The sequence below is a fragment of the Caldanaerovirga acetigignens genome, assembly GCF_900142995.1.
GTDB classification, from domain to species: domain Bacteria; phylum Bacillota; class Thermosediminibacteria; order Thermosediminibacterales; family Thermosediminibacteraceae; genus Fervidicola; species Fervidicola acetigignens.
This window is the reverse complement of sequence record NZ_FRCR01000010.1, coordinates 16,396-37,295: the sequence shown is the minus strand read 5'-3', so window position 1 is coordinate 37,295 and position 20,900 is coordinate 16,396. Positions and strand designations below refer to the sequence as shown.

The following is a 20,900-nucleotide window of genomic DNA, read 5'->3' as shown; positions in this document are numbered from 1 at the left end:
TTATGATGAGCAGCAATATCAAGGCTTAAAGGTTCTGTTATAACCTAAATCTACATTTGTACTATTACAGCACTTATATACAATTATTGTTTTATAACAGGAAAAAATTCCGAAAGGAGGAAATTTCATGGCTAAGGTGCTGGAGATCCGCTGGCATGCCAGGGGCGGCCAGGGGGCAAAGACGGCGGCTCTGATGCTGGCCGAGTCGGTGGCCGAGATGGGGAAGTACGTCCAGGGCTTTCCCGAGTATGGGCCGGAGAGGATGGGTGCTCCAATCCAGGCTTTTAACAGGATAAGCGATGAGCCGATTTACATCCACTCCAATGTGGTGAACCCCGATATTGTTATAGTGCTCGACCCGACGCTGATAGGTAAGGCCAATATAATCGACGGGGTGCCAGAAGACGGAATTTACATCATAAACACCACGAAGGCGCCATCGGAAGTGCGGGAGATGTTAGGTATCAAGGGAGGCCGGATATATACCGTAGATGCCAACCAGATATCGCTTGAGACGATAGGAAGGCCGATTCCCAATACTCCGATGATGGGGGCTTTTATCAGGGCAACGGGTGTAATACCCTTCGACGAATTTATGGCTCGCATGAGGGAGCAGTTGGCAAAGAAGTTTAAATCAAAGCCCGAAGTTATCGAGGGCAACTTAAAGGCTATCGAGAGGGCTCACCAGGAGGTGAAGGGCGAATGACTCAATACGGTCCGTTGAACAGGAATCTAGGTTCTGGCACGAGGACAAAAGCGGTGCGCTCCGATATGAAATGGCACGAACTCACCAGGGCGGGCAACATATATGAACCGGGTAATGCCAATAGTTACGAGACCGGCGACTGGAGGTCGATAAGGCCCGTATGGAATAAGGAGCGCTGCATACACTGCCTCTTCTGCTGGAGATACTGCCCCGATGCTTCCGTCATTGCAAAGGACGGCAAGTTCGAGACCTTCGACTATAAACACTGCAAGGGTTGCGGTATATGTGCAAAAGTTTGCCCAGTCAATGCGATAGATATGGTCTCCGAGGATGAGATAGAAAAGGTAAAGGAGGCGAACAAGGATGAAAACTAAGGTGGCTCTTACCGGAAACGAAGCGGTAGCACAGGCGATGAAACAAATAAACCCAGACGTTGTGGCTGCGTATCCGATCACACCTCAGACCGAAATCGTGCAGATCTTTTCATCCTTTGTAGCCAACGGCGAAGTTGACACCGAGTTCGTGGCTGTCGAAAGCGAACACAGCGCAATGAGTGCCGCTATAGGTGCGGCAGCCGGCGGAGCAAGGGCCATGACCGCCACTTCCAGCCAGGGCCTTGCGCTTATGTTCGAAGTGGTTTATATCGCCGCTTCCATGAGGCTTCCCATCGTGTTCCCGGTGGTAAACCGAGCGTTGAGCGGTCCCATAAACATCCACTGCGACCACAGCGACGCTATGGGACTCAGGGATTCTGGGGTAATACAGCTCTTTTCCGAGAACGCCCAGGAAGCTTACGACAACATGATTCAGGCCGTGCGCATAGCGGAGCACCCGGATGTGCGCCTGCCTGTAATGGTAAATATGGACGGCTTTATCACCAGCCACGCCATGGACGTGCTGGAGGTATTAGATGACGAGACCGTGAAAAATTTCGTGGGAACTTATGTCCCGGACGATTACCTGCTGGATGCGCAAAACCCCATTTCGATGGGCAACTTTGACATGTACGACTTTTACTTCGAACACAAACGTCAGCAGGTTGAAGCCATGAAGGCGGCAAAGGAAGTAATAAAAGAAGTAGGCAAAGAATTTGCGAAAATTTCCGGAAGGGAATACGGTCTCATCGAGTCGTATAAATTAGACGATGCCGATGTGGCGGTAGTTGTGCTCAATTCCGCGGCAGGAACTGCAAAGGGAGTGGCAGACGAGCTAAGGGCCAAAGGTATTAAAGCTGGAGTCTTGAAGCCAAGAGTCTACAGGCCGTTCCCCCAGGAAGAGATCCGCGAAGCCTTAAAAGCAGTCAAGGCCGTAGCCGTTATGGACAGAGCCGAAACCTTTTCGACCTGTGGAGGTCCCATGTTTGCCGATATCCGCAATACTCTATATGATCTGAAGAACGATATAAAGGTGGTAAACTACGTATACGGACTGGGCGGCAGGGATCTGAGACTCGAGCATGTTCAGCAGGTTTTCGAGGACCTTGAGAACATCAGGAAGACCGGCAGGGTCGACGAGACCGTAAAATACCTGGGTCTGAGAGAATAGGAGGTGTCGTGATGGCGACTTTGAAGGAACTTTCCAAGGTTGAAGAAAGATTCGTTGGAGGCCACAGGCTATGCGCCGGTTGCGGCCACGGCATAACGGTCAGGATGATATTAAATGCGGCGGAAGGCTCCAACGTGGTAGTGGGATGCGCGACGGGCTGCCTGGAGGTAGCCAGCACCATTTATCCCTATACCGCTTGGAAATGCTCCTTTATCCACAATGCCTTTGAGAACGCAGGTGCGACCGTCAGCGGAGTGGAAGCTGCATACAGGGCTTTGAAGAAAAAGGGCAAGGTGAAGGAAGATTTTAAATTCATAGCGTTCGGCGGCGACGGCGGAACTTACGACATAGGGCTTCAATCCCTCTCAGGTGCCATGGAAAGAGGCCACAATATAGTTTACGTTTGTTTGGACAACGAAGCTTACATGAATACCGGTATCCAGCGCTCCAGCGCTACGCCAATAGGAGCCGATACCACCACGAGCCCGGCGGGCAAAGTGATCCCCGGCAAACAACAGCCAAGGAAGGACCTGACGGCTATAATGGCGGCCCACAACATCCCCTATGTCGCCCAGACGGCGATAAACAACTGGCAGGATGTCCACAAGAAGGCCAAAAAAGCACTGGAAGTGGAAGGTCCGGCTTTCATAAACGTGCTTTCACCGTGCCCGCGCGGATGGCGCTATAACACCCCAGACATTGTGGAAATAACGAAACTTGCTGTAGAAACCAGGTTCTGGCCGCTTTTCGAAGTTGAAAACGGCAAGTGGAAGCTGAATTACAAGCCCAAAAAATACGTGCCGATAGAGGAGTTCCTAAAACCCCAGGGCAGGTTCAGGCACCTTTTCAAGCCCGGCAACGAACACCTCATCAAGGCTATCCAGGAAGAAGTGGACAGCAGATGGCTGGCGCTCCTCGAGCGCTGCGGCGAGACTCCTGAACTTCCTCCGAGGTAAAAAAAACCCCCGCGGTTTAAACCGCGGGGGTTTTTATTTGAGCTAAGGTAAACACAATTATCGGGTTTTTATCATTAAATATATTTTAGGAAGCTGTTTCGGTTTTGGTAGAAAATTTTAATGGAGGTTAGGAAGATGGAAAAAACTAAGAAGTACCGGTTCGGCTTAGTTCTAAGTGGAGGGGGATTCAGGGGGGCGGTGCACCTTGGGGTATTAAAAGCACTCCAAGAAAGCGGGATATATCCTGAAATTGTTGCCGGGACCAGCGCGGGCAGTATAGCGGCGGCGTTTTACGCCTGCGGAGTGAATATAGATTGGTTTGCGAAGGAAGTAAAATGCTTAAAACCCTGGAAAGTCTTGGACCCGGCTTTTCCGCTGGCTACGATACTGGCCTTTTTATACCGTTTTTGGCTGAGCAAGCCGACCGCTTTATCGAAATGGCCCGATGGGTTGTTTAAGGGAGACAAAATCGAGCATTGGCTGGACGACCTTTTTACTGGGAAAACTTTTGATGAACTTAAGATTCCGCTTTCTGTGGTCAGCGTGGATGTGGAAAGCTCAGAGACGGTGGTGTTTTGCCCGCAAAAAAATATCCCTCGAGAGGGATTGAGAAATACCGTTTTTATAAGCGACGTTCCGGTATCAAGTGCCGTAAGGGCTAGCATATCTCTTCCCGGGATTTTTGTCCCTAAAAGGATAAAAAGCAGGAAGCTTGTAGATGGTGGCGTTAAAAATAACGTACCGGTTGACGTGGCCTTTCACCAGGGGGCTGCGAAAGTCGTGGCCGTGGATTTAGCAAAAAGCAAAGGAAAGCGAAAGATAAATTCCATAATAGATGTGCTTATGGCTTCTGTTGACATTATGGGCGCCGAAATCGATTATTGCATCCACAAAGATTACCCTGCCCTTTACCTTTATCCAGAAGTGCAGGGTATAGGTTACGATGACTTTTACATGATTCCAGAGCTGATAAAATTGGGGGAAGAATTCGCAAAACGAAAAATGAAAAAGATAGAAGAGTATCTTAACAGTTAAAAAATCAATATTCCATGTATGCCGAATCAAAGAGCAAGTCTTCCAGGAATTCCTCCATTATCTTTTCCGCATCTTCTATGTTGTCGGCAAACATCATCATTTTTTTGCAGGGTTTCATTGGATACACCCCCAAATGAATAATTGTATACAAGTATTGTTGTAATCTATTATACAACGATAATTTCGTTACGTCAACTGGGAAAAATAAAAATGGCGATAAAATATTCGATTATTGACTTTCTTTAGGAGTTGTTATATAGTTTTGCTGTAACGGAAATAATAATAGTTACTAGTTTATTGAGGAGGTGTGAAATATGGCCGTTTGGAAATGCAGCATTTGCGGGTGCGAAAAAGAAGGCCGCTGCAAACCGAAAAAATGCCCGCAGTGCGAAGCAAAGGATACTTTTGTAAAGGTTGAAGATCCCAAGGAGGAAAAATGAAATAAAATGCAGGGCAAAGAGCAAAAAAGGCCATTGAGAAATAGCAAGCAAAGGGCGATTATCCTGGAAGTTCTTAAAAGCACGAAGACTCATCCCACAGCCGATTGGATATACGAGAAGGTCAGAAAAAAAATACCAAACATCAGCCTAGGGACAGTGTACAGGAACCTGTCGGTGCTCAAAGAAATGGGGAAGATAATGGAATTAAATTGCGGCGAAAAGTGCAGCAGGTATGACGGAAATCCTGAAAATCACTATCATTTTGTATGCTTGAGATGCGGTCGGGTTTTCGATGTGGAAGGTATTGATGTGAACCGAAAAATAGACGAGGAAGTGTCTGCGAAAAACGGATGGGAGGTTTTCTACCATAGGACGGAGTTTTACGGATTATGCGGGGAATGCAGCAAAAAGAACAATTAGAAGTTTTCGAGCGGTCAAAAGCCGCTTTTTTTATTGCCCCGCAGATAAAAGTCAGCAATTGATAGATTGGACTCGTAACGAATTAAAATGGAAGAGCAATTTATCAAAAACCTGTCTCAATTTGTTTTTGAAAAAAAGTCACCATTATGCCTATAATGGACTTGTACATGGTTTTCATAAAGCGAGGTGAAAAGGTGAAGCAAAAGAAAATAAATCTTTCCGAAAACGCCAAAGTGGTGCTTAAAAAACGGTATCTTGCAAAGAACGAAGAAGGGAATATAACGGAAACTCCCGAGGACATGATAGAAAGGGTAGCGAGGGCGGTAGCGGAAGCCGAGAAAAACTACGGGGGCGACCCTGAATACTGGGCCGAAAAATTTTACGATTTAATGGCTGAGCTAAAATTTCTTCCCAATTCTCCGACCCTCATGAATGCGGGAAGGGAGCTGGGACAGCTTTCGGCGTGTTTTGTGCTGCCTGTGGAAGATTCCATGGAGGGCATCTTCGATGCCATTAAAAATGCGGCTCTCATCCATAAAAGCGGTGGGGGAACAGGAATGTCTTTTTCCAGGCTTAGGCCCAAAGGTGCCTTGGTTCGTTCGACGGGCGGGGAAGCATCGGGGCCGGTATCCTTCATGAAGGTGTTCAATGCGGCTACGGAAGCGGTAAAGCAGGGAGGCCGTCGCAGAGGAGCTAACATGGGGATCCTCAGGGTGGACCACCCTGATATTCTGGAGTTCATCCGCTGTAAGGAAGACGACAGGGAACTTACCAATTTTAACATAAGTGTTGCTGTTACCGATAAGTTCATGGAGGCCTTAAAAAACGACGACACTTACGAGCTGGTGGACCCCAACACCGGAAAGGTCACGGGCAAGCTGAAGGCAAGGGAAGTCTTCGACCTCATAGTAGAGATGGCGTGGAAAAACGGCGAGCCGGGTGTGGTTTTTATAGACCGGATAAACGCCGCAAATCCAACTCCTCACGTGGGCCAGATAGAAAGCACGAACCCGTGCGTGACCGGTGATACGCTGGTGGCTACCGAATGCGGCCTTGTTCCGGCTTCCGAACTCAAAGTAGGTGACAGAATAGTAACTCCTCAAGGACTCAAGCCCATTACGGCAGTTTATAATAACGGAATCCAGGATATTTTCGAGGTTGTTACTAAAGGAGGATATTGCTTAAAGGCGACTAAAGACCACAAACTCCAGACTTCAGATGGTAAGTGGGTGTCCATAGGAGAGCTGAAGCCAGGAGATAGGGTTAGGTTACAGAGCGGCTTTGCTTTCCCCGAGAACAGGTTATTACCGAGGGCATTCGAAGTAATTAATCTCAGACAGCGGACCGGCTGGCTGTTGCCTCTTGAGTTTAATGAGGAGTACGGGTTCCTCCTTGGTATGTTAGTGGGCAGCGGATACTACAGCAGTACGAGCGCCCTGTATTTCGGTCAGAACGAGGCAGAACTTTTACAGCGAACCAGGGATATTCTTGATTCGTGGCATGTACAATATCGACTAAGAATGCGGGGTAAAACTACGATTCTTGAACTGCCGAAGAGCATCAGGCGGGTTTGGAAAGCCTTTGGGGCTATACCCGGCCGTTCCCGATATCGTAGGGTGCCGAAAGCCATTTTTCGGGCTCAAAAATCCGTTGTCGCCGCTTTTCTGTCTGCCTTCTTTTCTTGCTCCGGTTCAATAGATGCTGACGGGGGTATAAGGGCCTCTTCAGCCTCCAAGGAACTACTGCGGGAAATCCAGCTTTTACTTCAGGGTTTCGGGATAATGGCCAAGATAAGGCAGCAGGTCCGAGAAAGGGCGGTGGGGTTCGGTACTTATTGCGACAGCTCCGGTAACGAGCGTGCCTATGCGTTTGGAGAATACTACGAAATTCGCATTCCACCTTCTCTCAGCAGCCGCTTCATGAGTGAGATAGGGTTTTGTTCGACTGAAAAAACATTGAAATTTTTTGAAATGCGCTCCGGTAAGCTTTGTAAAATCGATGATGTCGAACTTCCGGCAGTATTTGAGGATGAAATTGAGTCAATAAAATTCATAGGGCGGGAAGAGGTTTTTGATGTTACTGAACCCGAGACGTTAACGTGGATCACTAACGGCTTCATCTCGTTGGATTGTGGCGAGCAACCTCTTCTGCCGTACGAATCGTGTTTCGCGGCAGATACCCGAATTATGACGGATAAAGGTTGGGAGACTGTTGAAGAGGCCTATATGAGACAGAGCCGGGGTGAACAGGTTTGGGTCTATACTGACGGGCTCTTTACGAACGAAACTGGAATTATCCTCCGACCTGCCACCGTCATTCCTATAGGTGAGAGGGATATAGTAACTGTCGAGCTTCACAACGGACAGCGGTTGCGGGTTACGCCGGACCATAAAATACTGACCCAGCGCGGATGGGTCCCAGCCGGCTTGCTAACCGAAAATGATTATGTATATCTCCCGGATGGGGCGTTTCCCGAAAAAGAAATCGATTTACAGGCAAGAAAATTTTATAATCAGGAACTCTGTGCTCGTTTGATTAACTCCATATCGAACGGAAGAATTCCGGCAGGAAGCCGAGCCGCCAATGGTACGCTGACAGTGGCATGTACCAACGCGGGAGTTCGTAAATTCCTTACAGGATGTGGTTTAGAATTTGCCTTGTCGAAAAATAAGCGGGTTCCCAATTCAGTGATGATGGCTTGTAGAGAAGTTCAGATTGAGTTCTTGAAAGGGCTATTTGGAGCTGAAGGTTCTGTTAACCCCTCTCGCGCTGAAGTTTTTCTTACAACGGCATCCAGGGAGCTTGCCGGCGATGTTCAACTGTTGCTGCTCGGACTGGGTGTTAAGTCCTGCGTCAAGACTTACCATTGTAAAGACGGGCGCGAATGGAGCTGTGTTATAATTACTGATGAAAGTCTGACGCGTTTTGCCGGGCTCATCGGATTCCATTTAAATCCTGCCAAACAGGAGAGATTACTTAAGTGGATAGAAAATCAGAAGAGAAAATATAGAGATTCTAGACGAAGTCGGGTAAAGTCAGTGACCCCGGCAGGTCGAGCATACGTTTATGATGTTTCGGAACCCGTAACTCATTCACTCATCGCGGAGGGGATGATAGTTCACAATTGCAATTTGGGTTCTATAAACCTAAAGGAGTTTGTCAAAGATAAAGAAATAGACTACGAAAGGCTGAAACAGGCCGTCCATACGGCCGTCCGCTTCCTGGACGACGTGATTGACGTAAACAAGTATCCGCTCCCGGAAATAGAAAGAATGACCAAGGCCAACCGCAAGATAGGCCTCGGAGTGATGGGATTTGCCGACATGCTTATAAAGCTTGGCATCCCTTACGATTCCGAAGAAGCCTTGAAAATTGCAGAAGATATAATGGGCTTCATACAGCAGGAGGCAAGAAAAGCCTCACGGGAGCTTGCAAAAACAAGGGGAGCCTTCCCGAATTTTGCAGGAAGCGTGTATGACGTTCCCGGGGCAAATCCAATAAGGAATGCGACGGTGACCACCATTGCCCCTACCGGCTCTATCAGCATTATAGCAGGGTGCTCCAGCGGCATAGAGCCGGTGTTTGCCCTGGCTTTCGAGCGGAACGTCCTCGACAGGCAGCGTCTTATCGAAGTTTATCCGCTTTTCGAAGAGGAGATGAAAAAGAGAGGACTTTACAGCAAGGAACTTATGGAAGAGGTTCTCGAGAAAGGTTCGCTTAAAGGTATCCCGGGGATACCGGAAGACATTAAACGCGTTTTTGTAACGGCTCACGAAGTATCGCCGGAATGGCACGTGAGGATACAGGCAGCTTTCCAAAAATACACCGACAATGCGGTGTCAAAGACGGTAAACTTCCCAAACAGCGCCACCCGCGAAGATGTCAAAAAGGTATATCTTCTCGCCTACGAGCTGGGCTGCAAGGGAGTAACGGTTTACAGAGACGGGAGCCGCGAGGAACAGGTGCTCAAAAAGGGCACCGGGCAAAGCGAGGATCTCACTGAAAGTACCTGTTCCTGCGAAGCGGTGCCGCAAAGGATAAAACCAAGGCCGAGGCCCAGCATAACCTACGGCAGCACCGAAAAGGTCAAGATAGGGTGCGGCAACCTTTATATAACGGTAAATTCCGATGAACATGGAATATGCGAGGTATTCACAAACCTGGGAAGAGCCGGCGGATGTCCGTCCCAGTCGGAAGCCACGAGTCGCCTTATATCGCTGGCGCTTCGTTCCGGCATAGATGTAAAGTCCATTGTGGAACAGCTGAAAGGAATACGCTGTCACTCGACACTGAGGCAGATGGCAAACAATAAGGACATCAAGGTGCTGTCTTGTCCGGATGCCATAGCGAGGGCAATAGAGAGGCATATCGGCGAAGGTTGCGAAGAAAGCAGTAATGGCGTGGAATACTTAAAGAAAATATACGAGTCTTCCGATACGGCGATGACTCTGGACTCTTCATCAAGCGAAAAGGGCATGGAGAAAGGAAGTAAGGCTGTTTGTCCCGAGTGCAAAAGCTTGCTCGAGCACGAGGGTGGGTGTGTGGTCTGCAGGTCCTGCGGCTATTCAAAATGCAATTAGGGAATGTAAAAGTCCCGGGTCAATCCCGGGACTTTGTTTTCATCCCCTTCCTAGTTGCTGCAACAATTGGGGGAGTCCTTCCACCAATAGAAATACTCCTATGCCTGCGAAAAGCACCCCGGCTATTACCTTCATGTATACTGCAGGTATGTAACGAGTTGCCGCATGGCCGAATACTGCGCCTAAAAAGGTTACCAAGACCAATGCTAAAGACGCCCCCAAAAATATAGGTAGGGGTTTGTTGTACTGGGTTGCGAGTGTGAAAACGGTAAGCTGGGTTTTGTCGCCGAGCTCCGCTAAGAAAAGCAGCCAAAAGGCCGTGAAGAAAAGTTTCAGGTCCATATCTACATTACCTCCCGGATTATATATTCCAAAAAATTAAGACCTCTATTCCGCAAAATGCCGGAATAAAGGTCTCGTTCCCGCAAACGGCGAAAGCCCAGGCGCTTTGCGCCAGCATGTTGAGCTTTCGAAGGCTTGATGCCCGAACTACTCCCCTTTATTTGCCAATAAAATTATAGCAGAAAGGTTCTTAAAAGACAATAAGTTTTCCACAAACTGTGGAAAAATGATGTGAATAATGTGGATAAGTAGGAGTGGTGCAAAATGGTAGTGGGGATTATGACGGTGGAAATTTTTCTCGGAGATGCTTTCAGTTTGAAAGAAAAGAGGCAAGTCGTAAAGAGCGTTATAGAGAGATTGAAAACCAGGTTCAACGTGTCAGTGGCGGAGGTTGGGAAGCAAAACGACCTTCAGTGGGCTGTAATAGGTATGGCTTGCGTTTCAAATAGCACAGAGCACGTAGAAAGCCAGATGGACCATATCCTTAACTTTATGAACGGCGACGGGAGATTTTCGGTGGAAGAAATAGAAAGGGAAGTGCAGCACTTTTGAAAACCGAACTGTTGACACCTGTGGCGAATTTTGATAAACTTTCACATAAAAATAAACACGTACAGGGGGCGGTTTTTTGGATAAATTAGAGGATAAGTTCGGAAAGGAAGGCCTTAGTTTTGATGACGTTCTTGTGCTTCCTGCTAAGTCTCAAGTGCTGCCTAAAGATGTAGATGTAAGTACACGGCTTACTAATAACATAAAGATAAACATCCCCATCGTAAGCGCCGCGATGGATACTGTGACGGAGGCGAGGCTAGCCATTGCCCTCGCAAGAGAAGGCGGCATAGGGATCATTCATAAAAATATGCCCATAGAAAAGCAAGCTCTCGAAGTGGACAAGGTGAAGAGGTCCGAGCACGGCGTAATAGTAGATCCATTTTCTCTATCGCCGGACAACACCATAGGAGAAGCCATGGAGCTTATGGCAAGATACCGAATATCCGGCGTTCCCATTACGGAAAACGGAAAACTGGTTGGCATCATCACCAACAGGGATATCCGCTTTGAAGACGACATGACGAAAAAGATAAGGGAAGTAATGACAAAAGAAAATCTTGTCACGGCTCCGGTGGGCACTACCCTCGAAGAGGCGAAGCTGATTTTGAAAAGGCACAAAATAGAGAAACTGCCTCTGGTCGATGAACATTTCAATTTAAAAGGCCTCATAACAATAAAAGACATCGAAAAAGCGATAAAATATCCAAATGCTGCTAAAGATAAGAACGGAAGGCTGCTGGTAGGGGCTGCTGTGGGAGTCGGCAAGGATATGATGGACAGGGTTAAGGCATTGGTCGAAGCAAAAGTCGACGTCGTGGTAGTTGATACGGCTCACGGCCATTCGGAGAACGTGATCAACGCTGTGGAAGTAATAAAAGAGAAGTTCCCCGATCTAGATGTTATTGCGGGAAATGTAGCTACGGCCGAAGCCACGCGCGACCTTATTAAAGCCGGAGCAGATGCAGTCAAGGTCGGCATGGGGCCGGGCTCTATATGCACCACAAGGGTAGTGGCGGGGATAGGTGTGCCGCAGATTACCGCAATCTATGACTGCGCAAGGGAAGCACAGAAGTACGGCGTGCCGATAATAGCCGACGGCGGCATCAAGTATTCGGGTGACATCGTAAAGGCCATTGCGGCCGGAGCCGACTCGGTAATGATCGGAGGACTTTTCGCAGGAACGGAAGAAAGCCCCGGAGAGATAGAGATATACAAAGGGCGCAGCTTTAAAGTTTACAGGGGAATGGGTTCCCTCGGCGCTATGGAAGAGGGAAGCAAAGACAGGTACTTCCAGGAAGATGCGAAAAAGTTTGTGCCCGAAGGAGTGGAAGGACGCGTGCCGTACCGCGGGCCGCTTTCGGAAATTGTCTTCCAACTGGTCGGTGGACTGAGAGCGGGAATGGGTTACTGCGGCGCGAGGAACATCGAAGAGCTTAAAGAAGCCAAGTTCATAAAGATTACTTCGGCAGGGCTACGAGAAAGCCATCCCCATGACGTTTACATTACAAAAGAAGCTCCGAATTATACCCAGTTTTAGGGACCGGTTAAAACCGGTTCTTTTTTTTAGTCGATGTGATATTCGAAATATTTAAGTATAAGATAAAGAAAAGAAAATATGAAATTTAGCAGGAAAAAAGTAAATTAAGGTAGAATAACAATAATTAATAATAAAATTATTTGTACAAGTCGAAAAAGGAGGAGATCGGGTTGAAAAATTATAGCAGCGACAGAATAAAGAACATAGGCCTTTTTTCGCACAGCGGAGCAGGGAAGACTTCACTTGCTGAGGCAATGTTGTTTACGGCGGGAGCTATAGATCGCATGGGCAAGATAGATGACGGCAATACCGCATTAGATTATGATCCGGAAGAAATAAAAAGGAAGATTTCAATTTCGCTGGCTTTAGCACCGTTTGAGTGGAAAGACTTTAAGATAAATATCCTGGATACCCCGGGTTTTTTTGACTTTGTGGGAGAGGTAAAAAGCGTCCTCAGGGTGGTGGATGGAGCGGTTTTGGTCGTATGTGCCGTATCGGGGGTGGAAGTAGGCACTGAGCAGATGTTTAAACTTATTGATGAACGGGGCTTACCCCGGATGTTTTTCGTGAACAAGATAGACCGAGAAAACGCCAATTTTTCTAAAGTGGTTGAAAAAATTCAGGAGGTATTTGGTCAGAAAGCCGTGCCCATCCAATTGCCCATAGGACAGGAGGCGAGTTTCAGGGGACTGGTGGATGTAGTCCGCAAAAAAGCCTATGAATTTGACGGAAAAGGTGCGAAAGAAATTCCGGTGCCCGAGGAGCTTGAAGACGATGTGGAAAACTACCGCCTGATGGTCATTGAAGCTGCCGCGGAATCTGACGACGACCTGCTTGCCAAGTACTTAGATGGAGAAGAGTTGACCGATGAGGAAATAGAGCGCGGACTAAGGGTTGGCGCAAAGGCGGGTAATATATATCCGATTCTTTGCGGTTCATCGCTCACAAATAAGGGGATAAATTTCTTGTTGAATGCAATATGCGATTACCTCCCTTCGGCGGCAGAAGGAATGCCAGAACATGGCAAAAATCCGAAAAGTGGAGAAGAAGAAAAGCGAAGGTGCGATAGCACGGAGCCTTTCAGCGCCATTGTGTTTAAAACCATGGCTGATCCGTTCGTGGGTAGGCTGAGCCTTTTTAAAGTTTGCTCAGGCACGATAAAGCCCGACACTGTAGTTTACAATGCGAAGCGGGGTGTCACTGAAAAAATCGGCCACTTATACTTTATGAAGGGGAAGAAACAGGAAAGCGTCCAGATTGCGGCAGCGGGCGATATTGTAGCCGTGGCGAAGTTACAGAACACCTATACCAACGATACTTTGTGCGATAAAGACCACCCGATCCTCCTCAAAGAAATAGATTTTCCAAAGCCCGTGATTTCCTTCGCGGTAGAGCCGAAGTCAAAGGGAGACGAAGAAAGGATTTCTTCGGGCCTGGCAAGGCTGACCGAAGAGGATCTGACTTTTAAGGTAGAAAAAAACAACGAGACAGGTCAGCTTCTCATCTCGGGGATGGGAGAAATCCACCTGGAGGTCCTGGCGGCAAAACTTGCCACCAAATTCGGTTCGGAAGTGGTGCTCAGCGTGCCGAAGGTCCCCTATAGGGAGACTATAAGGGGTACAGCAAAGGTAGAAGGGAAGTACAAAAAACAGACGGGCGGAAGAGGGCAGTATGGCCATGTCTGGATAGAATTTTTGCCCATAAATTCCGAAGATGGGTTTGAGTTTGAAGAAAGAATTTTCGGCGGCGTGGTGCCGAAGCAGTATATCCCTGCAGTCGAAAAGGGCATAAGGGAGGCTATGAAAGAAGGCGTTTTAGCAGGTTACCCGGTGGTGGGTTTCAAAGCGGTGCTGTACGACGGGTCCTTCCATCCGGTAGATTCCTCGGAACTTGCCTTTAAAATAGCAGCATCAATGGCTTTCAAAAAAGGGATTACTCAGGCAAAACCGGTGCTCCTAGAGCCCATCTACGAGATAGAAGTAGTGGTGCCGGAAAACTACATGGGAGATATAATGGGAGACCTCAATAAACGTCGGGGTCGCATAATGGGCATGGAAATGAAGGATGGAATGCAGCACATAAAGGCTCAGGTACCCCTTGCCGAGATTTTCCGTTATGCCACGGATTTGAGGTCAATGACCCAAGGCAGGGGATGGTTCTCTGCTGCCTTTAGCCACTATGAAGAGGTGCCAGGGCCAATAGCCGAAAAGGTCATTGCCGAATCGGATAAAAAACATGCAGAAGAAGAGTAGTTAAAGGAAAGGTCCCTCCATTTGTTTGAATTTTGGGAAGCTGAGGGGGAAAACTTAAAATAAAACAGTAAAAAGGGAGGGGCCAAAGTGGAAAAAAAGTCGAATAAGCGTCTTGGCCATACAGAAGGAAAATTAGACGCGTTGTACAAAAAGAAAACGGATGATATCATCGAAGATGAGCTGGCAGATGACACGATGTATGGCGAGGTAATACCTAGTTTAATGGGGTGGACTTCGTCTGAAGAACAGGAGGAGCGTATGAATACGCTGCTTGAAATTTCTGAGGAACTTAGCAAAAAAAAGAGAAAAAAGGAATAAAATTTATAAGGAGGGAGTTTATCCCTCCGATTTTGTCTCTTGAAAAAATTTCTAATGTGGGTTATAATATTTACAGCAAAAGTCAAAGATAGTCAAAGTCAATATTAATTAGTTGGAGTCAGTCGGAGGGAATCGCTTATGCCCAATCTGGCAGACGTCATAGAAAATTTTATAAAAGAAATGTTTCAGGAAGGGAAGAATATCCTGGAAATTCAGAGAAACGAACTTGCCAGCAAGTTCAGATGTGCACCTTCGCAGATCAATTACGTGCTAACTACAAGGTTTACAGTCGAAAGGGGATACATCGTGGAAAGCCGCAGAGGGGGCGGCGGATATATAAGGATAAAAAAGTTAAAAATAAGAAATGATGAATTTTTGCGGGAATTGATAGAGCTGGTGGGCGATTCTATCTCCAGTTCTAAAGCCGGTGGACTTGTGCAGTTTATGCTGGAAGAAGGCATTATTTCAAAAAGGGAGGCAGAGCTATTCTGGGCGGCCATTAATCGAAAGAATCTAGAGATACCGCTCCCCGAGCGGGATAGGTTGCGGGCCCGACTTTTAAAAGCCATGATTGCTGCTTTGCTGGGTCACGAAGAGGAAAAGGGGGATTGATAATTATGATGTGCGATGAATGCAAAAAAAGACCGGCCACCGTGCATATAACGAAAATAGTAAATGGAGAAAAAACTTTGCTTCACCTTTGCGAACAGTGTGCCAGAGAAAAAAGTATATTCGATGTTTCTTTCAACTTAGAGGGAGAGCCGTTTTCGATGCAGAAATTTTTGGCCGGCTTTTTCGAACCCTTCATGAGAGAATTTCCGGAAAAGTCCCAGCCGCTTTCCTGCGACCGGTGCGGATTAACCTTTCCGCGGTTTTCCCAGATAGGAAGGTTCGGCTGCAGCCATTGTTACGAAGCTTTTAAAGGGCAACTTGATCCGATGCTCCGGCGCCTGCACGGAAAGACGTATCACGTAGGCAAGGTTCCAAAAAGGCGAGGCGGAAAGATTCGCATAAAGAGCGAAATAGAAAGGCTAAAAAGGGAGCTACAGGAAGCGGTTAACGCTGAAGAATATGAAAGGGCCGCCGTGCTCAGGGACAAAATCAGAGAACTTGAGCAAAAACTGGGCCGGGGTTGATGGGGGTGCGGGATGTGTCGGTTGAGGAACTACTGGATACGACAAAAATAGAATGGATTAATTCCACGGGCCCCGAAAGCGATGTAGTGATAACGAGCAGGGTAAGACTTGCCCGGAATCTAAAAGATGTGCCGTTTCCGCACCTCCTGAGCAGGACCCAGGCGGAGGAAGTAATTGACTCGGTGTACAGGGCTTTTTTAAAAAATCCGGTTCTTTCTAAAGATGCCAGGCTGTTCCTTATGAAGAACTTATCGGATACCGAGAAAAATCTGCTGGTGGAGATGCACTTCATAAGCCCGGATCTGGCGAAAGACGACAGGGGTGCGGTTATAATAAGCGGAGACCGCCGCATAAGCATAATGATCAACGAAGAGGACCACCTCAGAATTCAGTGCATCTTTTCAGGCCTAGACCCGCAGGGAGCCTATGAGCTCGCAAGCCGCGTTGATGACGTGCTCGAGGAACAACTCGACTTTGCTTTTGACGAACGCCTGGGGTATTTAACAGCCTGTCCCACCAATGTTGGTACAGGAATCCGAGTCTCTGTGATGATGCACCTACCCGTGCTCACCATGTTGAAACAGGTAGACCGTTTGTTTTCCGCGATGGCCCAGTTAGGATTGGTGGTGCGGGGACTTTACGGAGAGGGTACCGAATCTTGGGGCAACCTTTATCAGATATCGAATCAAATAACCCTTGGGAAATCGGAAGAGGATATAATACAAAATCTCCTGAGCGTTGCGAGTCAGATAATATCGAGCGAAAGACAGGCCAGGAGAAACTTGAAGGGAGAAGAGCGCCTTCGCCTCGAAGACCGCATATCGAGGTCCTACGGAATACTTACAAATTCAAAGCTCCTGTCCACCCAGGAGGCCATGGGTTATATATCCGACGTGAGGCTGGGGGTGGACATGGGATTTATTAAAAATTTAAAACCCGAGGAAATCAACAACCTGTTTATAACAGCAGGACCGTCGTATATCCAGGAAGTGTTTAAAAAGACCATGACTCCTTTGGAGAGGGACTTAAACAGGGCAAATTTGCTAAGACAAAAATTATTGAGGTGAGGTGAGGTGAGAATATGAACGGGAAATTTACGGAAAGGGCACAAAAAGTAATAGCTTTTGCCCAGGAAGAAGCAAGGCGGCTGAACCACAACGTCGTGGGGACGGAGCACATTCTTTTGGGATTGATAAGGGAAGGAGAAGGAGTGGCTGCAAAAGCCCTTCAGAATTTGGGAGTGGAGCTTTCTAAAGTAAGAGAACAGGTGGAAAGAATGATAGGTGTAGGTCCATTTGCGGTTCAGGGTCCGATAGGGTATACACCCAGGGCAAAGAGGGTGCTGGAGCTAGCTCTCGATGAATCTCGGAGGCTCAAGCACAATTATGTAGGGACAGAGCATATTCTCCTTGGGCTCATCAGGGAAGGAGAGGGCGTGGCGGCGCAGGTGCTGGCCAATTTAGGAGTGAGCCTTGAAAGGGCCCGGAACGAAGTGTTGACGCTTCTCGGCACCGATGTAAAAGGACAGGCGAACTTCAGGAGAGCCAACAATACGCCTACCCTGAATCAATTCGGGAGGGACCTGACGGAATTGGCGGCAGAAGGGAAGCTGGACCCGGTTATAGGCAGGCAAAAAGAAATAGAGCGGGTCATTCAGGTTTTGACCCGGAGGACCAAAAACAACCCATGTCTCATAGGCGAACCTGGTGTAGGAAAGACCGCCATCGTAGAAGGACTCGCACAGCGGATAGTGGAGGGCGAAGTGCCCGAGATTTTGAAAGAAAAGAGGATAGTAAGCCTGGATTTGGCTTCCCTGGTGGCGGGAACCAAGTTCAGGGGAGAATTTGAAGAAAGGTTAAAGAAGGTTATAAATGAAGTTAGGCAGGCGGGCAACGTTATCCTGTTTATCGACGAAATGCACACCATTATCGGAGCCGGAGCGGCCGAAGGCGCCATCGATGCTTCCAACATATTAAAACCGTCGCTGGCGCGCGGAGAACTTCAGACCATAGGCGCAACTACACTTGATGAATATAGGAAGCACATAGAAAAGGACCCGGCTTTGGAAAGGAGATTCCAGCCCATAATCGTAGAAGAACCGACGGTGGAGGACACCATAAAGATTCTGGAAGGCTTAAGGGATAAGTACGAGGCGCATCACAGGGTTAAAATTTCTGATGAGGCCCTGGTTGCTGCCGCAAAACTTTCGGCCAGATACATTACAGACCGGTTCCTGCCGGACAAGGCTGTTGACCTGATAGATGAAGCTGCTTCCAGGGTGAGGTTAAACAGCCTTACGGCTCCTCCGGAGCTGAAAGAACTTGAGGACGAGCTGGAAGCAGTGAGAAAAGAAAAAGACGCTGCGATTAAAGCTCAGGAATTTGAAAAGGCGGCAAGACTTAGAGATAAGGAGCAGGAAATAAAGGCTAAGGTCGACAGTTTGAAAGCCCGGTGGCAGCAGGAGCAAAAGCTGGACAGTGCAACGGTTACCGAAGAAGATATTGCAAAAATAGTCTCCAGTTGGACCGGCATACCCGTGGAGCGTCTGACCGAAGAAGAATCCGAAAGACTGCTTAAGATGGAGGAGATTCTGCACCAGAGGGTTATAGGTCAGGACGAAGCGGTGAGGGCCGTCGCGAGGGCTATAAGGAGGGCCCGCGCCGGGCTTAAAGACCCGAAGCGCCCCGTAGGTTCGTTTATCTTCCTCGGACCTACCGGTGTGGGCAAAACGGAGCTGGCAAGAGCTCTGGCCGAGGCCATGTTCGGCGATGAGAATGCCATGATAAGGCTCGATATGTCCGAATACATGGAGAAATTTGCAGTTTCCCGGATGATTGGTGCTCCTCCGGGATATGTGGGATATGAAGAAGGAGGAGAGCTTACCGAAAAAGTGCGCCGCAAACCTTATTCGGTTGTGTTGTTCGACGAAATAGAAAAGGCCCACCCCGATGTGTTCAACATCCTCCTCCAGATACTGGAAGATGGAAGGCTAACCGACGCCCAGGGCAGGACCGTTGACTTCAAAAATACGGTGATAATAATGACTTCCAACGTTGGCGCAAATCTCATACAAAAGACCAGGGCTTTAGGCTTTACACCTAAAGAAGATGATGCAAGAAACTACGAAGAAATGAAAGAAAGAGTGATGGAGGAACTAAGACGCACGTTCAGACCGGAATTTTTAAACCGCGTGGACGAGATTATAGTTTTCCATCCTCTCAATGAAGAACATATGAAGAAGATTGTGGACCTGATGCTAAAACAAGTCAACGATAGGTTGAAGGAAAACAACCTGACCGTAGAAGTTTCGGAAAAGGCAAAAGAATGGCTAGTCAAGAAAGGTTTCGATCCGATGTACGGTGCAAGGCCTTTGAGAAGGGTCATTCAAAAAGAAGTGGAGGACAGCCTTTCCGAGGAGATCTTAAAAGGAAGCGTGTCGCCGGGCGATGTGGTGCTGGTAGATGTAGAGGATGACAAGCTGACATTTAAGAAAAAAGAGCTGTCTTTGACAACAAATAGCGGCGAATGATGAGGATACCCGGCTGCAGATCGGTTTTCAGGATTGCCCAAATTCGGTTCGCAGCCGGGTTTATCCGTCATTTTAAGGGAAAAAAGAAGGGGTGCTTAAACACCGCCTGCTGGGACTAAGCACTCTATGAAAGGGCGGACTATAAATAGCCCAGCTATCTAAACTGTCAAGTTACTACAGTTTAGATAAAAAGTGAGGGAGTTTGTTGAAAACCAAAAAAAAATACGTTTGCCAGCAATGCGGATTTGAATCGGTGAAGTGGATGGGAAAGTGCCCCGAATGTGAAAGCTGGAATAGCCTTGTGGAAGAGCTTTTTTTCGAAGAAAAAAGAATCTCAACTTTAAACAATAAGCCCAGACTTTTGAGTGAGATACAATATTCGGAAGAGGAACGGATAAAGACGAAGTTAGAAGAGCTCGACAGGGTCCTGGGGGGCGGCATAGTCCCGGGAAGTCTGGTGCTTTTGGGAGGTGACCCCGGAATAGGGAAATCCACCCTGATGCTCCAGATGGCCGGAAAACTCAGCGCCATAGAGAAGGTTGTGCTCTACGTTACTGGCGAAGAATCGGAAAAACAGGTCAAATTGAGAGCGGAAAGGCTCGGGATAGTAGAGAGCAGGCTTTACTTGGCGGCGGAAAACAACATAGAGGTTGTAGAAAGCTATGTGAGGGAACTTTTGCCTCATGTAGTAATCCTGGACTCGGTACAGACCGTCTATCTTCCTGCTTTAGAGTCGCCTCCTGGAAGCATCAGCCAGGTGAGGGAAGTTACCCACAGACTGCTCAAGATTTCAAAAGAGACTGGCACGGCTGTGTTTATAGTCGGGCACGTTACTAAAGATGGGAGCCTTGCGGGTCCCCGGACTTTGGAGCACATGGTGGATTGCGTGCTCTATTTTGAAGGTGAAAGATATCAATCGTACCGCGTGGTAAGGGCTGTAAAGAATAGATTCGGCTCGACTAACGAAATTGGAATATTTGAAATGAAGGAGGCGGGGCTCATAGAAGTAAAAACTCCCTCCAAATTTTTGCTAATGGGAAGAAAGAAAGCCGCACCTGGTTCTGCCGTGGTTTGCACCATGGAAGGCACGAGACCTCTTTTGGTAGAAGTCCAGGCGCTTACCTGCCCTACCGGCTTCAACCTGCCCCGGCGACAGACTTCAGGGATTGACTACAATAGGGCAGTTTTGTTAATTGCGGTTTTGGAAAAGAAGTTGGGGCTTAACCTTACCCACGAAGACGTGTACATTAATGTGGCCGGCGGAATCAAACTCTCCGAACCGGCCGTGGATTTGGCTGTAGCAACTGCTATAGTTTCAAGCTTTAAAAATAGGCCTGCAAGGGAAGCGGTAATAATAGGGGAAGTGGGCCTTGGAGGAGAAATACGTTCAGTCAGTTACGTGGAAAAGCGGGTCAATGAAGCGGCAAAACTTGGCTTTAAGGAAGTTATAATACCTTTCGATAATATTAAGGATTTGAAGACCGGCGGTTCTATTGAGGTCGTAGGGGTGAGAGAGTTGAAGGAGGCGATAGATTTAGCTCTGGATTGAGGA

Annotated in this window: 18 protein-coding genes; 17 read left to right on the top strand and 1 reads right to left on the bottom strand. The window is 47.8% G+C overall.

Annotation, left to right across the window (positions count from 1 at the left end):
- Nucleotides 1–127: 127 nt before the first annotated feature.
- From BUB66_RS08575 to BUB66_RS08540, 8 genes are all read left to right on the top strand, one after another.
- Nucleotides 128–706, top strand: a complete 579-nt coding sequence (locus tag BUB66_RS08575) for a 2-oxoacid:acceptor oxidoreductase subunit gamma family protein (RefSeq protein ID WP_073257584.1) — start codon at nt 128–130, stop codon at nt 704–706.
- Entirely contained in the window at nt 703–1,080 is a 378-nt protein-coding gene (locus tag BUB66_RS08570; protein WP_084098936.1) for a 4Fe-4S binding protein, read from the top strand. The genes BUB66_RS08575 and BUB66_RS08570 overlap by 4 nt, the downstream gene beginning before the upstream one ends.
- Complete coding sequence (porA, locus tag BUB66_RS08565; RefSeq protein ID WP_073257582.1) at nt 1,070–2,251, top strand: pyruvate ferredoxin oxidoreductase; 1,182 nt, start codon at nt 1,070–1,072, stop codon at nt 2,249–2,251. Before BUB66_RS08570 ends, porA begins: the two co-directional genes overlap by 11 nt.
- Before the next feature lie 8 nt (nt 2,252–2,259).
- Nucleotides 2,260–3,207 (top strand): thiamine pyrophosphate-dependent enzyme, encoded by a 948-nt coding sequence (locus BUB66_RS08560; protein ID WP_143156256.1) that lies wholly within the window; start codon nt 2,260–2,262, stop codon nt 3,205–3,207.
- Between the two features lie 135 nt (nt 3,208–3,342).
- Complete coding sequence (locus BUB66_RS08555; RefSeq protein ID WP_073257574.1) at nt 3,343–4,242, top strand: patatin-like phospholipase family protein; 900 nt, start codon at nt 3,343–3,345, stop codon at nt 4,240–4,242.
- A gap of 314 nt (nt 4,243–4,556) precedes the next feature.
- Complete coding sequence (locus tag BUB66_RS08550) at nt 4,557–4,682, top strand: RCKP-type rubredoxin-like domain-containing protein (RefSeq protein ID WP_073257572.1); 126 nt, start codon at nt 4,557–4,559, stop codon at nt 4,680–4,682.
- A gap of 6 nt (nt 4,683–4,688) precedes the next feature.
- On the top strand, nt 4,689–5,102 hold the full coding sequence (locus BUB66_RS08545) for a Fur family transcriptional regulator (RefSeq protein ID WP_073257570.1): 414 nt from the start codon (nt 4,689–4,691) through the stop codon (nt 5,100–5,102).
- A gap of 209 nt (nt 5,103–5,311) precedes the next feature.
- Nucleotides 5,312–9,682 carry an LAGLIDADG family homing endonuclease gene (locus BUB66_RS08540; protein WP_084098948.1) on the top strand — a complete coding sequence of 1,457 codons (4,371 nt, stop codon included), beginning with the start codon at nt 5,312–5,314 and terminating at the stop codon, nt 9,680–9,682.
- 39 nt (nt 9,683–9,721) lie between these two features.
- Here the strand turns inward: BUB66_RS08540 and BUB66_RS08535 are convergent, their stop codons facing one another.
- Nucleotides 9,722–10,024, bottom strand: a complete 303-nt coding sequence (locus tag BUB66_RS08535; protein WP_073257568.1) for a TMEM165/GDT1 family protein — start codon at nt 10,022–10,024, stop codon at nt 9,722–9,724.
- Nucleotides 10,025–10,288: 264 nt separating this feature from the next.
- Between BUB66_RS08535 and BUB66_RS08530 the strand changes: the two genes are divergently transcribed.
- From BUB66_RS08530 to radA, 9 genes are all read left to right on the top strand, one after another.
- Nucleotides 10,289–10,576, top strand: a complete 288-nt coding sequence (locus BUB66_RS08530) for a DUF503 domain-containing protein (protein WP_073257566.1) — start codon at nt 10,289–10,291, stop codon at nt 10,574–10,576.
- 76 nt (nt 10,577–10,652) lie between these two features.
- Nucleotides 10,653–12,113 (top strand): IMP dehydrogenase, encoded by a 1,461-nt coding sequence (gene guaB, locus BUB66_RS08525; protein ID WP_073257564.1) that lies wholly within the window; start codon nt 10,653–10,655, stop codon nt 12,111–12,113.
- 170 nt (nt 12,114–12,283) lie between these two features.
- Nucleotides 12,284–14,365: an elongation factor G gene (fusA, locus tag BUB66_RS08520; protein WP_073257562.1), complete on the top strand. Its 2,082-nt coding sequence runs from the start codon at nt 12,284–12,286 to the stop codon at nt 14,363–14,365.
- A gap of 87 nt (nt 14,366–14,452) precedes the next feature.
- Complete coding sequence (locus BUB66_RS08515; protein ID WP_073257560.1) at nt 14,453–14,683, top strand: hypothetical protein; 231 nt, start codon at nt 14,453–14,455, stop codon at nt 14,681–14,683.
- Between the two features lie 138 nt (nt 14,684–14,821).
- The gene (locus BUB66_RS08510) at nt 14,822–15,295 is read left to right on the top strand and encodes a CtsR family transcriptional regulator (protein ID WP_073257558.1); all 474 of its coding nucleotides are present in this window, start codon (nt 14,822–14,824) and stop codon (nt 15,293–15,295) included.
- A gap of 5 nt (nt 15,296–15,300) precedes the next feature.
- Nucleotides 15,301–15,819, top strand: a complete 519-nt coding sequence (locus BUB66_RS08505) for a UvrB/UvrC motif-containing protein (RefSeq protein ID WP_073257556.1) — start codon at nt 15,301–15,303, stop codon at nt 15,817–15,819.
- A gap of 14 nt (nt 15,820–15,833) precedes the next feature.
- The gene (locus BUB66_RS08500; protein ID WP_084098934.1) at nt 15,834–16,886 is read left to right on the top strand and encodes a protein arginine kinase; all 1,053 of its coding nucleotides are present in this window, start codon (nt 15,834–15,836) and stop codon (nt 16,884–16,886) included.
- A gap of 14 nt (nt 16,887–16,900) precedes the next feature.
- Nucleotides 16,901–19,348, top strand: coding sequence for an ATP-dependent Clp protease ATP-binding subunit (locus BUB66_RS08495; protein WP_073257552.1), 2,448 nt, complete (start codon nt 16,901–16,903; stop codon nt 19,346–19,348).
- Between the two features lie 202 nt (nt 19,349–19,550).
- Nucleotides 19,551–20,897 carry a DNA repair protein RadA gene (gene radA / locus BUB66_RS08490; protein ID WP_198409415.1) on the top strand — a complete coding sequence of 449 codons (1,347 nt, stop codon included), beginning with the start codon at nt 19,551–19,553 and terminating at the stop codon, nt 20,895–20,897.
- Nucleotides 20,898–20,900 lie beyond the last annotated feature (3 nt).